Source organism: Spirillospora sp. NPDC048819, from assembly GCF_040650055.1.
GTDB lineage: Bacteria > Actinomycetota > Actinomycetes > Streptosporangiales > Streptosporangiaceae > Spirillospora.
In genome coordinates, this window is sequence record NZ_JBEZGN010000063.1 from 18,255 (window position 1) to 31,709 (window position 13,455).

The 13,455-nt window shown below is 66.8% G+C and carries 11 protein-coding genes and 1 pseudogene; 7 read left to right on the top strand and 5 right to left on the bottom strand.

Features of this window, described 5'->3' with window-relative positions; all coding sequences use genetic code 11:
• The first annotated feature begins 398 nt into the window (after positions 1-398).
• Complete coding sequence (locus tag AB0C35_RS43930) at positions 399-1,625, top strand: cytochrome P450 (protein ID WP_358469885.1); 1,227 nt, start codon at positions 399-401, stop codon at positions 1,623-1,625.
• 2 nt (positions 1,626-1,627) lie between these two features.
• A complete protein-coding gene (locus AB0C35_RS43935) occupies positions 1,628-2,422 on the top strand; it encodes an SDR family NAD(P)-dependent oxidoreductase (RefSeq protein ID WP_358469887.1) in 795 nt (264 codons plus the stop codon).
• A 107-nt stretch (positions 2,423-2,529) separates the two neighbouring features.
• Here AB0C35_RS43935 and AB0C35_RS43940 read toward each other — a convergent pair whose 3' ends face one another.
• A complete protein-coding gene (locus tag AB0C35_RS43940; RefSeq protein ID WP_358469889.1) occupies positions 2,530-3,723 on the bottom strand; it encodes an aromatic acid exporter family protein in 1,194 nt (397 codons plus the stop codon).
• Positions 3,724-4,467: 744 nt separating this feature from the next.
• On the opposite strand from AB0C35_RS43940, the pseudogene AB0C35_RS43945 reads away from it, so the two are divergent.
• Positions 4,468-4,989: pseudogene (locus AB0C35_RS43945) on the top strand (3-hydroxymethylcephem carbamoyltransferase); the annotation flags it as partial.
• A 155-nt stretch (positions 4,990-5,144) separates the two neighbouring features.
• The gene (locus AB0C35_RS43950; protein ID WP_358469913.1) at positions 5,145-5,708 is read left to right on the top strand and encodes a carbamoyltransferase C-terminal domain-containing protein; all 564 of its coding nucleotides are present in this window, start codon (positions 5,145-5,147) and stop codon (positions 5,706-5,708) included.
• Between the two features lie 516 nt (positions 5,709-6,224).
• Here AB0C35_RS43950 and AB0C35_RS43955 read toward each other — a convergent pair.
• A complete protein-coding gene (locus tag AB0C35_RS43955) occupies positions 6,225-6,758 on the bottom strand; it encodes a hypothetical protein (RefSeq protein ID WP_358469892.1) in 534 nt (177 codons plus the stop codon).
• Between the two features lie 134 nt (positions 6,759-6,892).
• Positions 6,893-7,330 carry a hypothetical protein gene (locus AB0C35_RS43960; RefSeq protein ID WP_358469895.1) on the bottom strand — a complete coding sequence of 146 codons (438 nt, stop codon included), beginning with the start codon at positions 7,328-7,330 and terminating at the stop codon, positions 6,893-6,895.
• A gap of 197 nt (positions 7,331-7,527) precedes the next feature.
• Here AB0C35_RS43960 and AB0C35_RS43965 point away from each other — a divergent pair, with 197 nt between their 5' ends.
• Complete coding sequence (locus AB0C35_RS43965; RefSeq protein WP_358469898.1) at positions 7,528-8,733, top strand: hypothetical protein; 1,206 nt, start codon at positions 7,528-7,530, stop codon at positions 8,731-8,733.
• Positions 8,734-8,762: 29 nt separating this feature from the next.
• Complete coding sequence (locus tag AB0C35_RS43970) at positions 8,763-9,338, top strand: hemerythrin domain-containing protein (protein WP_358469901.1); 576 nt, start codon at positions 8,763-8,765, stop codon at positions 9,336-9,338.
• A 397-nt stretch (positions 9,339-9,735) separates the two neighbouring features.
• Here AB0C35_RS43970 and AB0C35_RS43975 read toward each other — a convergent pair whose 3' ends face one another.
• Complete coding sequence (locus AB0C35_RS43975; RefSeq protein ID WP_358469904.1) at positions 9,736-11,199, bottom strand: site-specific integrase; 1,464 nt, start codon at positions 11,197-11,199, stop codon at positions 9,736-9,738.
• 295 nt (positions 11,200-11,494) lie between these two features.
• Complete coding sequence (locus AB0C35_RS43980) at positions 11,495-12,022, bottom strand: tyrosine-type recombinase/integrase (RefSeq protein ID WP_358469907.1); 528 nt, start codon at positions 12,020-12,022, stop codon at positions 11,495-11,497.
• A gap of 771 nt (positions 12,023-12,793) precedes the next feature.
• Here AB0C35_RS43980 and AB0C35_RS43985 point away from each other — a divergent pair.
• On the top strand, positions 12,794-13,455 hold a 662-nt coding region (locus AB0C35_RS43985), incomplete at its 3' end, for an ABC transporter transmembrane domain-containing protein (RefSeq protein ID WP_358469910.1).

A 13,455-nucleotide genomic window follows, 5' to 3' on the forward strand; every position in this document is an offset into this window, starting at 1 on the left:
CGGCACTCAAGGAGTTTCTTCGCTACCGCGTTGCCGGAGGGTGAGCGCTGCGACGCGGCGAGCGTTCGGTGGAACGTCTGTACGGCGGGCCAGGGAGCGCGGGACAGTGGCGCGCGGCAGTGAAAGACGGTGTCGTATGCCGCAGGCGAGTTTGGGGCCGGTGGCTCCGTCCCGGAATCTCGCGCTGGCCCGGTTCGGCGTGCGTTCCTGTTTGCGGTCGCTGTCGGCGGTTAGACCCCGCTGTTGTGGAGGGGGCGATGGTGACGACTGCTCAGGCGAGGTTGGTGGCCGCCGAGGCGCCGCCGGCCAGGGCCACGGTCGCCGATACGGCGCGGATCACCGGGATGGTGTTCTTGCCGACGATCACGCGGGGCATACTGGCGCGTCGCCCGCGAATCGTGGCGTTCGCCGAGGCGGTGCAGGCCGACTACCGGGCTGGGCGTCTGCTGCAACGGTTGCGCAGGCGCTATGGGCCTGGGCCGTTGCGCCTCGCCGTTCCTGGACGCTCGTTCGCCGTGGTCCTTTCGCCGCGCGACGTCGGGCGTGTGCTGGCGGGCTCGCCCAAGCCGTTCGCGCTCGCCTCAATGGAGAAGCGCGCCGCACTGGACCACTTTCAGCCGCACGGCGTGCTGGTGTCGCACGGGGAGGAGCGTGCCGACCGTCGCCGGTTCAACGAGAGCGTGCTGGACGCCGCGCACCCGGTGCACGAGCACGTCGGCGCGCTGGTCCCCAAGGTTTGCGGGGAGGCGGACGGGCTGGTGGGCGCCATCGCGCTCGCCGGGCGCCTGGACTGGGCGGACTTTCGGATGGCGTGGTGGCGGATGGTCCGGCGCGTCGTTCTGGGGGACGCTGCCCGCGACGACTCCGAGATCAGCGATCTGCTCACCACGCTGCGGATGAACGCGAACTGGGCCTTCGTCCACCCCAGGCGGGTCCGAGTGCGGACCGAGTTCTTCCGACGGCTGCGCCGGTACCTCGCCGATCCCGAGCCGGGGAGCCTGGCCGGGCTGATGGCCGCCGTCCCGAAATCCGAGGTCACCGCCCCCGAGGACCAGGTGCCACAGTGGCTGTTCGCCTACGAGGCCACCGCCCTCGCCGCCTTCCGGACGCTTGCGCTGCTGGCGTCCCACTCCGAGGAGGCCGCCCGTGCCGAGCGTGAGGCCGAGGCGGACGACGCCGGCCTGCCGTTTCTGCGAGCGTGCGTCCAGGAATCGGTGCGTCTGTGGCCCACCACCCTGACGATCCTGCGCGACAGCACCCGTCCGACCGAGTGGGCGGGCGAGATGCTGCCCGCCGGAACCGGGTTCCTCATCCACACGCCCTTCCTCCAGCGGGACACCGAGACGCTGCCGTACGCCGACGCCTTCCAGCCCGGCATCTGGCTGGACGGGACGGTGGAGCGTGACCGGGCGGTCGTGCCGTTCAGCGATGGGCCCGGTGCGTGCCCGGGACGGAACCTGTCGCTGCTTTCGGCGAGCCACTTCCTGGCCGCGCTGCTGCGCGCCTACGACTTCAAGCAGGACGCCGGCCTGTGCCCGTCTCCGGACCGGCCGCTGCCGCGCACGCTGAGCCCTTTCCGGCTGGGCTTCACCGCCCGGCCCCGTACTGCCTCCGGGAGGCGATGAGGATGACCGAGCAGGCACGGCCCTTGGCAGTGGTGACCGGGGCGTCCAGCGGTATCGGGCGTGAACTGGCGGCGGAGTTCGCCCGCCACGGCTTCGAGGTAATCATGGCGGCGGAGGACGCCCGCATCGTCGACGCCGCCCACGCGATCGTCGACGGCGTCGACGCGACGTCCGTGCAGGCCGATCTGGCGACCCACGACGGTGTTGAGGAGCTGTACGCGGTGGTGCGGGACACCGGGCGTGCCCCGGCCGCGGTGGCGATCAACGCGGGAGTCGGCGTCGCCGGCGACTTCGCCCGCGACAACGACCTGGACGCCGAACTCAACCTGGTCGACCTCAATGTGAGGTCCGCCGTCCACCTGGCCAGGCGCGTCCTTCCCGACATGATCCAGGCGGGATCCGGCCGACTGCTGCTCACCTCGTCGGTCGCCGCGAGTGGACCGGGCCCCTACCTGGCGACATACGCGGCGTCCAAGGCGTTCCTGTACTCGTTCGCCGAGGCGCTGCGCCAGGAGCTGAGCGACACTGGCGTCACCGTGACGACGCTGCTGCCCGGCCCGACCGAGACCGAGTTCTTCGAACGGGCCGGCCTCCAGCACACCAAGCTCGGCCAGATGGACAAGGACGACCCCGCCCAAGTCGCGCGCGAGGGCTTCGAGGCCCTCATGGCCGGCAAGGACAAGGTCGTCGCGGGGTCGCTGAAGAACAAGGTGGAGGTCGCAGGATCCCGCGTCGTCCCCGACACCGTGAAAGCCAAGGTGCAGGGCAAGCTCACCGAACCCGGCTCCGCCGACTAGGACGCCGACAACAGGTAATCCGGTCGGCATCGGCGCAGTAGAACGGTCGGGCCTGAAAGTGCATGCTGACCGGCCTCGCGGCTAGAGCGGTGATCGCCGCCCAGAGGTCAAGAGCCAGACTCTTCTTGGGCGCCGGGACGGGACCTGGGAGCTCGGGCGGGTTGTTCCTGCAGGGAGGCCGCCAGGCCAGCGAGCAGGCGATCGACTTCGATGATGAGTGAGCCGTGGATCAACCACGCATCGTCCGAGGATGCCCGCTGACGCAACCGCTCATGGAGTTCGTGGTTGCGTTGGCGGGCCGCCTCGACGATCTGAGGCGGCTCCGGCGGCGCCGGCCCGAAGTGGCGACCGCGGTAGGCGCGAACGATCGTGGCGCCGTGGGCAAGGATTTCGGCATAGAACGAGATGAAGGACGGGTCGGGGCTGGGCATTCCCTCGGTCGCCGCGTCCACGGTGGCACGGCAGATCCCCTGAGTCTGCTTGGCGACCACCTCCAGCGGCAGCAGCACATGTGTGAGGTCCGCCTCGCGGTGCTTGCGGCGACGCCAGGGCAGGAGGTGGACGCTCTCCTGCCCCCATCCGATCGCCGACCAGGCATCGCCGACCAGGCGCTGGACGCCGTCGCCGCGCCGCAGCCAGTCCCGAGCGTCCTCGATGTTCCAGTCACCGTCGCGCAGCCCATCGGCGACCTGCTCCAGAAGCCCGGCGACCTCATCGGCGATCCGCGCCGTTGCGGCGTGTGCGCTGCGCAGATGGGTCGGCGGGAAGACGAGCGCGTTCACGGTGACGCCCACCACCACGCCCAATGCCGTCTCCATCAGACGGGCGACGAACTCACCGATGCCCGGGTTCCCGCTGGTCAACACGAACAGCGCGGTGACCGCGCCCGTGGTGCCCTGGTCGCCGAACCGCCGCCAGTTCGCCAGGAGCATCACCGGGACCAGGACCAAGGCCAGCGACACGGTCCGGTTGCCGATGACGGTGTAGGCGCCCGTGGCGGCGAGCAGCCCGAGTACCACGGCCATCACCTGCTGGACGCCCTTGATCACTGAGCGGTATACGGTCGCGTCCACCATCAGCAGGGCCACCCACGGGGCGATGAACGACAGCGGTGCCTCTGTCCATTCGCCGGCGATCAGCCAGGCCAGCACAGCCGCCGCTGCGGCCTTGAACGACTGGGCCGCCAGATCCCGCTCCCGACTCGGCCCACGTATCGCCCGACTCGCGACCTGCCGGGTATCGCTCAAGCTCCGACGCATCCGGCCGGGAATCGACCTTGCTATGCGAATGATCGGGCGCACCCTGCCCCTCTACCTCTGATCCGGGCGGGTACACCCCCGGCGAGCACAGCTGATCCTCGACGATCCCCTTCGCCGCCGAGCAGAGTCTGTCGACTGGCTGGATGGGAGCGCGCCCGGTGGCGTACGGCCGGGGGACGCGGTGGCCGTTTGGGGGTGCGGTGCGGTCGGCCAGAGCTCCATACCCCTTGATGCGGCTATTCGAGCCGTGGTGGATGTCGACTGCCTGGCCGTCAAGGTAATCCTCGCGGGGTCGATCTGAGTGTTCGCCGCAGCAGCGGATGGTGTGACCGGTGATGTCTGGGGTTGCTTGGGCATGGAGTGTCAGGTGTCGGGTAGTCGAATCGCTGTCGTAATGAGGACTGCGCAGAGGGCCGGTCCGGCAAAGGGTGTGGGGGAGCGCCTGCTGTGTTGATCATGGGTGTGAAGCCTGGACATGACGGCGCACTGGCGGTCATCGACGACCGCCGGCTGCTGTTGTCGCTCGAATCGGAAAAGGACTCCCGGCCCCGGCACTGCGATCTGACGCCTACGACGTTCCTGGAGATCGCCGAGCAGACCGGCAAAACGCCGGATGTGGTCGCGCTGGGCGGCTGGAGGCAGGCAGGCGGATCCGGGCAGAAGACCATCGGCGCCGGCTATCACGGTGTGGCGGCCCCCGTGCAGCGCACCGCGTCGTTTTTCGGCCAGCCCACCACTCTTTTCTCCTCCTCGCACGTGCGGTCACACATCATGGCGGCCGTGGGCATGGCGCCACGGGAACAGTATGAACACCAGGCGGTCCTGGTGTGGGAAGGCGTCACCGGCGGCTTCTACCTCTTGGACGAGCGGTTCGACGTCGTCCGCAGTGTTCCCGTCCTCACCCAACCCGGGGCGCGGTACGCGTTCCTGTTCGCCATCGCCGACCCGACCTTCCCCGACACCGGCGCGGTCCCCAACCTCGATGACAGCGGCAAACTCATGGCCCTGGCCGCCTACGGCGATTCCGCGGACGCCGACGACGACACCGTCCAGGCCATCGAGCAGATCCTCAAGGTCGACAGCATCTATCCCGCCCCCAAGGACCAGTTCCGCCATGTCCCCTTCTACAACGCCGGGGTCACCTCCCCGGCCGCCACGACCGCGGCGGCCGCACTGAGCACCCGGATGTTCCAGACCTTCCAGGACGCCGCCGAACAGCACCTGCCGGACGGGATACCGCTGCGAATCGCCGGCGGCTGCGGCCTCAACTGCGAATGGAACGCGCAATGGCGCCAATCGGGGCAGTTTTCCTCCGTCTTCGTGCCGCCATGCCCGAACGACTCCGGCTCGGCGCTGGGAACGGCGATCGACGCGCTGCACACCATGACCGGATCACCGCACATCGACTGGGACGTCTACAGCGGCCTTGAGTTCGACCACGACACCGAACCCGACCCGGCACGGTGGCTCAAACACCCGGCCGAGCCCCACACCCTGGCTCGCGCCATCGCACAGGGCCACATCATCGCCTGGGTCCAGGGACGCTGGGAGATCGGGCCCCGCGCCCTGGGCGCCCGCTCATGCTGGCCGAGCCGTTCCGGGCCAGTACACGCGATCGGCTCAACGCGATCAAACAACGCGAGGACTACCGGCCCATCGCGCCCTGCTGCCGGATCGAGGACGCCGGCGCCGCCTTTCGCGAGGACTTCGCCGATCCCTACATGCTGTACTTCCGCACCGTCCGCTCCCCGGATTTGGGGGCGGTCACCCATGTGGACGGCTCGGCCCGCACGCAGACCGTCTCCCGGGACGACAACGCGCCTCTGCACGAACTGCTGACCGCCTTCTCAGCTCAGTACGGCCTGGGCGTGCTGTGCAACACCTCGCTCAACTTCAAGACCAAAGGCTTCATCAACACCATGTCCGACCTGATCGAGTTCTCCGAAAGCCACGACATCGACGGCATGGTGGTCGGCGACACCTGGTACGAACGCCGCCGCGACAACAACACCCCGCTGGACTATTAGACGACGTTGCCGGGCGCTTCGGCACGACCTGCTCTATCGGCTGCAATGCGTTGGTATCGGAAGTCCATGGCGGAAGAGGTACGCGCATTGAGCGAGGGCGGCGCTGCCGGGCTGACGGGCACCATGGTGATGACGGCCTGGGTGTGGACGAGGCAGCGGGTGCGTGCTCATGCACGAGCAGCCGCATCACCGGATCGCGCGCGAGGTGCTCCCCGGACGTCCGCAAGGCACTGACCGCCCGGAACGCCCTCTTGGGCGGGCGGCTTATCTAGGTTTCGGGTCGCCATAGGAGCTTTGTTCGGATGGCTCTCAGCTGGTCGTCGACCGTTCCGTCCATCGGGGCCGGCTACGGGCTGGTGGTATCGGCGGTGAGTTACCTGGGCTGGCTTCCGCTCCTGCGCATCATGCCGCCCGCTCACCGGGATAAGCAGGCAGGTCGATGAGCATCCTCAGTGCGCACATTCCCTACCTGTGTCGTCCTCGCCTCAGCCTCCGCCGGCTGCGGCGGTCGCGGAATCACGGGGTGTAGGCGTCCTCGCGCGGTAGCGGGCCTACGTCAGTGCGCCGACCCGGGCGCATTGCCGCGTGGCGCTGGCCCGGACCGAGCCCCCCGCGGGAGGCCAACGCATCGGCGATGGCCCCGGTCGCGAATGCGTACACGGCCTTGTGCAGCAGGTCAACGCCCAGTTCCAGGCGTGGCCAGGTCTCCGGGGGTGCGCCGACGCCGGTGGCGTTCTCCAGAATCTGGTCGTTGGTGAGCCGCACGACCGTGAATTTCGCAGACGCCCAAGGGCCGCGCAGGCCGGCGTGGGCCATTACCGAACGCAGGATTCCCAGCAGCGCTCCCTGGCCGTAGTGCATGGCCCAGTTCACCGCCACCGGCTGGCGTCCCGGCCGCTCGGCCATGCCCGTCAGCCGCTCGGCGACCCGTGCGGGGACGTGGGAGCCGGGACGTCCGGTCAGCCGCTGCTCCAGCTTCTCTCCCAGCGTCATCACCACCGTCCCGGCGGCTCCGGCGATCAGGCCTTCCCGCAACGCTTGTTTCATCATGCCGCGCCGATACCCCGTCAAAGCGACCTGAACATCGGTAGCGCGGTTGCCGTCGTCGCCTCCAAGAACCCATAGGACCCACCGAGAAAGGACGCTTGCATTCGCCGATCGTCGCAGTGACTCCCCCGGCGTCCCTAACCGCTGGGGGAGTTGTCGCCGGGCTCGGGCGGTCCTACATGGTCCACGGGCGTGTCGAGGCGGGGGCGCAGCTTCTCGTAGCGCTCCTGCGCCGCGGCGGCGTCGGGCAGGTCGAGGACCGCGGCGATCTGCGTCCAGTCCAGGCCGGCCGCATGGACGGCAGCGAGCAGTTCGGCCTCGAGCCGGTCCATGTCCAACCGCGCTGCCTGCAGTACCACCAGCGCCGCGCCCAAATCCGTCGGTGTCGGCGGCTCCTGCCGATCAGCGTGCGCGGCCCGGATCGCGGTGATCGTCTTAGCTATAGCGTCCGCGTCCGGCAGCGGATGCTCGTGCGTCTCCCATAGCAAGGCCTCGACTCCCTTACCGAATCGTCGGGTCAGGTGGGCACGTGCGGCGTGCACCATCTCCGGCGAAGGAACAGGAAGATCACCCATGAGCGCACCCTAGACCTGAACGCTCCGGTTGAGGGCCAGATATGGCTTCAACGCACGACGTCGGGCTTGTTCAAGCCGCCGCTGAACCCAATGCGGGATAAAGATCTTGAGATTGGGCGGCTGGGGAGGTGCGGTCCGGGGCGTGCCGGGTAGACGCACCCGGGTGAAGATCCGCTCTCACTGGAAGGGTGAGCCTGGTGGCGTTCAACCCGCTCGAACACCGCGGTATCCCGCTGGACGACCAACTCCGCAACTGGGGTCAGCTGGATGTCGCTCCCGTCGATCCCGACACCTCCGATCCCTACACCAAGTGCCGCATCATCGCGATGAACGGCATCGAGGTGGAGGCGATCATGTTCAGCCATCACTTCAACCGGATCTGTCCGGATCTGGAGGTCAAACAGCAGCTGGCGCAGGTCCGGTTCATCGAGCAGCAGCAGCAGAAGGTCGTCAACTGGCTGCTGCCCGGCCAGGCGTCGGTGCTGGAGACCACGATCTCCTATGAGCAGGTCGCGGTCGATCTGACCGGCTGGGTCGCCCGGCAGGAGCCCGACCCGTATCTGAAGCAGGCCTACGAGTTCGGGCTGCTGGAGGACTTCGACCACCTGTACCGGTACGCCAACCTGTACGAGATGATCGAGCACCGCAAGGCGGAGAAGATCATCGACCAGCTCACCGAGGCGATGCCGGGGCGGCCGACGCGGCTGCACCACCGCCACCCGATGGACAACATCCGCGAGCCCTACGACCGCGAGGCCGCCGCGCCGATGTCGAAGCTGCACGCGCTGACCATCATGGCGGCCGAGCAGCAGACGATGAACTTCTACATGAACGTCGGCCCCATGTACATGGAGCCGATCGCGCGGCAGCTCTACCAGGAGATCGGCCTGGTGGAGGAGGAGCACGTCACGCACTACGAGTCGCTGGTGGACCCGGGCGAGACGTGGTGGGAGCGGCTCGTCAACCACGAGTACAACGAGTGCTACCTGTACTACTCGTTCATGCAGACCGAGAGCGACCCGCGGGTGAAGGGCATCTGGGAGCTGCATCTGAACATGGAGCTGGAGCACCTGCACATCGCCTGCGACCTGATGCGCCGCCACGACGGCCGCGACCCGGAGAGCATCCTGGCGCCGTCGCTGCCCGAGCCGGTCACCTTCGAGCCGAACAAGACGCTCATCCGGGACCTGCTGGCCACCCAGTTCGACTGGACGACGCTGGGCACCGGGTACGTCCAGGAGGCGCACCGGCGGTTCGAGGAGTACCAGGACAGGATCAACGCGGAGCGCCCGCCGAGCGATCAGGTCATGGAGGACCACCAGCACAAGTTCGGCGAGGAGTACCGCCTGGAGACCGAGGGCCCGCACCCGGTGCAGAGCCAGCGCGCCCAGCCGTACCAGTGACGGCCCGTACCGACGAAGCGAGGAAAGCTGTGAGCAGCACGACGAAAGGGCAGTACTCGTCCACCGACGATGTGATCGACCTGCTGAAGGCGCAGCACGGCCAGATCCGCGACCTGTTCGACCTGGTGATGCACTCCGAGGGGCAGGAGCGCAAGGAGGCGTTCGAGAAGCTGGTGCGGCTGCTGGCCGTGCACGAGACCGCCGAGGAGGAGATCATCCACCCGATGGCGCGGTCGCTGCCCGGCGGTGACGGCATCGTGGACGACCGCCTGGCGGAGGAGCGCGAGGCGAAGGAGGTGCTGTCCGAGCTGGACGGCATGGACCCGGGCGACCCGGCGTTCCTGAAGTCGCTCGACAAGCTCCGCATGGACGTGCTGACGCATGCCCGCGCCGAGGAGCGCTACGAGTTCGACCGGCTGCGGGACGAGTTCAGCCCGGCGCAGCTGAAGGGGTTCGCCGCCGCGGTCCGCGCCGCGGAGGGGACCGCGCCCACGCACCCCCGGCCCGGCGTGGAGAGCGCGAAGAAGAACATGCTCGCCGGCCCGCCCGCCGCGATCATGGACCGGGTCCGCGACATGATCCGCGACGCCCGGGACAAAGACTGACGCCCCGGCCGGCGCAACAAAGTCGGAGTAGAAGGCTGACCAACGTGACGGTCACCGTTCTGTGCTGCCGACGTGGCATCAGGCTACTGGCGCTTCACCAGCGGGGGCATGGCGGCCACGAATGCCGCGAAGCCGCAGCTGGCGGGCACTGCCGTGATGCGGCATGCCGAGCCGCTGGCCGGGCTTGAGGACGTGCAGGTGGCCGCGGTCGCCGACCTCCGCATCGACAGGGCCCGACGTCTGGCTGAACTGGCCGGGGGAGCCGTACCGCTCTCGCGACGAGATGCTCGACGAGGAGACTTTGGACGCGCTCTACATCTGTGTCCCGCCAGGCGCGCACAGGAGTGAATGGCTTTGGGTGTCCCCTGCAGCTGCCAAGGACACCCAAAGCGGTGGATCAAGCAGGGCGTAGACGTCTGTCGTTGGTGCTGTGTTGGGCGATGGTCAGATCGGTTATCAGGTTTCGTAGGCGGCCGATCTCCTCGTTGGCTTGAGCGAGCTGGTTGTCGAGGCCTTCCTCGGCCGTTGGTTCGTTTCTGTCTGCGTTGCGGATCTTGTTGAGGGCGGTGAGTGCGGTTTCGTCCGCTGTGGGGAGGGTGTGGAGGTACTTTTCGGTCGTGGAGAGCTTGAGGTGTCCCAGGCGTTCCTTCACGACCTGGAGGTCGGCGCCGCCGGCGAGGAGCCAGGAGGCGTGGGCGTGTCTGAGGTCGTGGACGCGTGGCTTGAAGGTCAGGCCAGCGGCTTCACGCGCCAGGTACCAGCAGTGGATCCGAAACCAGTTCGCTGAGATGTGCGGGTCGCGGTCGACGATCCGGGGCTTCCGCGGGTTGTCCATGCCTTGGGCGCGTCGCTTCGCGCGGTACTCGGCGTAGGCGCCTCGGCAGCGATCGCATTTACACTTGCCGAGATTGTAGGCGGTGATCGTCCCGTGGGTGTAGGTCCGTCCGTTGGGTGCGACGAATGTCGGCGGTCCTTCGACCGGTCGGAGGCATGCTATGGCGTCCTCCGTGGACCGGCGCGCGAAGAATAGATCCTCCGGCCCAAGGTTGTACGCCGTCGCATGTGCTTGGAGCTTGGCGACGATTTGGGGGCTGAGCTTGAACCTCCGGTGCTTTTTGTTCTTGGGGTACTCCTTGACGAGGAATCGCTTGCCCTCAGGGTGGTTCTTCCGGCTGAGTTCAACGACTGCCCGGCTCACGGTGAGGATGCCCGTCTCGAAGTTGAGATCCTTGACGCGGAGTTCGCTCAACTCTCCCCAGCGGAGCCCGCTCTCGATATCGGTTTCGACGAGGAGTTGCGCGTCCGCGTTTGGGAGATTCTTGTAGATGGCTTCGAACTGCTCGGCTGTGATGATCTCGCGAATCTTCTCCGGCACGGGATCGGTCTTGATTCCTCGGCTCGGATGGATAGCGATGATGTTGTCTCGCAGTGCCGTTGTGAAGATTGCGTTGAGGATCGAGACTTTGCAGTACTGGATCCGGCGAGGCTTTACGCCCCGCGCCTTGAGCCACGTGATCCACTCCTGAATGTTTTCCGGGTAGATCTCGCGCATCTTCATGTTCCCGAAGTACGGCATGATGTGCTTGTAGATCGCGGAGGTGTAGTCCTGGCGTGTGCTTGGCTCCATGACGTGGTGTGGTAGCCACTTCTCTTCGACGTAATATCGGAACTTCTGTTTTCCGCGTTGAGGATCCCATGGCTGGCCGGTTCGGATTTTCGCCTCTGCGTTTCGCCATGCGCTTTCCGCATCCTTCTCCCGGGAGAAGGTTCCCGCGGAGCGCAGCTTGCCTTGGAGGTCGAAGTACAGCGCCTGGTATCGGACATTTCCGGCTTTTGTGACACGTGTGCGCGTGCTACCCATTTTGGAGGGCCCCCGATCTGGCTCCTGTGGCAATCTCATGTCAATGGATCAGGTGTGACGCATTGACATGATCTTGGACGGTGCGACATGTGATCATGCTGCTGACCTGGAGTTTAGCCAGTAATGAACCAGAGTGCCAACGTCTAAAATGGACGCCAATTGTTTTTCCCAAGCTGACAGCGCGGGTTCGATTCCCGTCACCCGCTCACTGAGAAGGCCCAGGCCAGGGACATGATCCCCGACGCTGGGCCTTGATCGTTTTCACTGTCATCACTGACGGGCCATTAGCGGGCCATTAGGCCACCGGCACCAACGTCCCATCGTCGTCGCCGTCCTCTTCGTCGCCCTGGTCGCGCTCCGCCTGGACGAGGGCGTCAAGGCCATCGGCGATGATGCGGTCACCCTTGGCCGATCGGTGTTGGTAGCGCAGCGCCGCCCGCTCGTTGTCATGGCCCATGCGCGCCATCAGGTTCTTGGTCGAGACGCCCATGTCGGCGGCGAGCTGGTTACCGGTGTGCCGAAGGTCATGGAAGTGCAGGTTCGGGACGCCGAGTGCCTTCACCACGTGCCGCCAGTTGGTTACTTTGTTGAACCCGCTACGTCGAAGCGGCCCGCCCTTGAGCCCGTCGACGGCGTTGTTGAACAAGTAGTTCCTCTCGGGCTTGGCCGCGCGGATCCAGGACACGCCGACCTTGTTGATGAGCGCCTCAGGGAAGGCAGAGCGGAGAGGCTCGTGCGCGCCCTGCGGGGCCAGACCAACGATGGCCACCAACTCGGCGACAGCGGTCGCCCCGCCGGTTCGTTTCGCAGGGTTGGGATGCACTACCGAGGGATCGGTAGAAGTCCGTTGGGCGGCCGCCGAGGTCTTCGACCGAGCGTCCGTCGGGCCGATGGTTCGTGGTCTGGGTGCTGCGGCCACACGTGCGGACCAGGCCATTCATGGATCCTCCAAGGGGGTCTCGCTGCTGACGAGCCACAATGAAACTCGAGCCACCCAGATCAATTGCATGAGCAAAACGCGCGATGGTGATAAGTGCTCAGCAGCGCGACGTGGTGGCAGAGGACCGACGACGCGGCAGCGCCGATGCCCGAGGGGGAGGCGGCTTCGGCTGTCATCACTGGTGTCTTCAGCTCATGGGGTCAAGAACACTCACCCGACAAGTGAGGCCGACGACGAGGCCTCGCATCTGCAGCAATCTGCCCACGTCGCGCTGCTGGACCTGGACGGGACAGCCTGTTCGCTCGCCGAGACACTGGCCTTGGTTCTCCGCACCAGGGCAATCACACAAAGACACACTCGCTCAGCGGCATGACAGTGCGTTGAACGCCACGGAAGGCCGACCAGAGATGGCTGTAAGGGGAAGGCTTTTCGAAATTCGACGGGATGATCTTGTCCATCCGCTGTTTCTGAGATACCCGGCGATCACTCCGAGCCTGCGCGAAATACGTTCGCCTTACTTGGACGGCCTGAGGCAGCATGGGAGGGCAGCGGTGTGGAGGGTGGGTGCCCGTGCTAGGAGTACCAGGTGGCTCCAGGGACGGCGGGTCGGCTCGGCAGCGAGCGGTTCTGCTGGCCCTGCGCTATTACTGCGATGTGCTGCGCCGTCAGTGGCGTATCTCGGTTCCGGCGATGACATTACCGGCGCTCGGGAATACCTGCCTGTTCTACCTGACACCGCTGGTGGTGGCCGCCCTGGTGGGGCACCTGGCCGACGGCGGGGACAGCGGCCGCGGCGCGCTCCTGCCCTACGTTCTCGGCTTCGCCGGCCTGATGTTGGCGGGCGAAGCGCTGTGGCGAGCGGGGTTGCACTTCCTCAACCGGGTGAACGGCCGAGGCATCGAATGGCTCGGCATCGTCGGCATGGACGAGTTGCTCGCCAAAGACACCGCGTTTTTCCATGACAACTTCGCCGGTTCACTGACCAAACGGATACTGAGTTTCTCCGGCGGCTTCGAAAACTTCGCCGACACCCTCACTTTCTCGGTCGTGGCCAACGTGATCCCGTTGTCCTTCGCCTCGGTGATTCTGTGGCGCTACCACCCGCTCCTGGTCGTCGTCCTGGTGGGACTGATCGTCGTCACCGGCTTGATGGTCACCCCGTTCATCCGCCGCCGGCAGGTGCTGGTGGACCGGCGCGAGGCGGCCAAGGTGCGCGTGTCGGGCCACGTCGCCGACGTGGTGACCAACATGGAGACGGTCCGCGCGTTCGCCGCCGAGGAGCGCGAGGCCGCCGAGTTCCGCGGCCGGATCGCCGA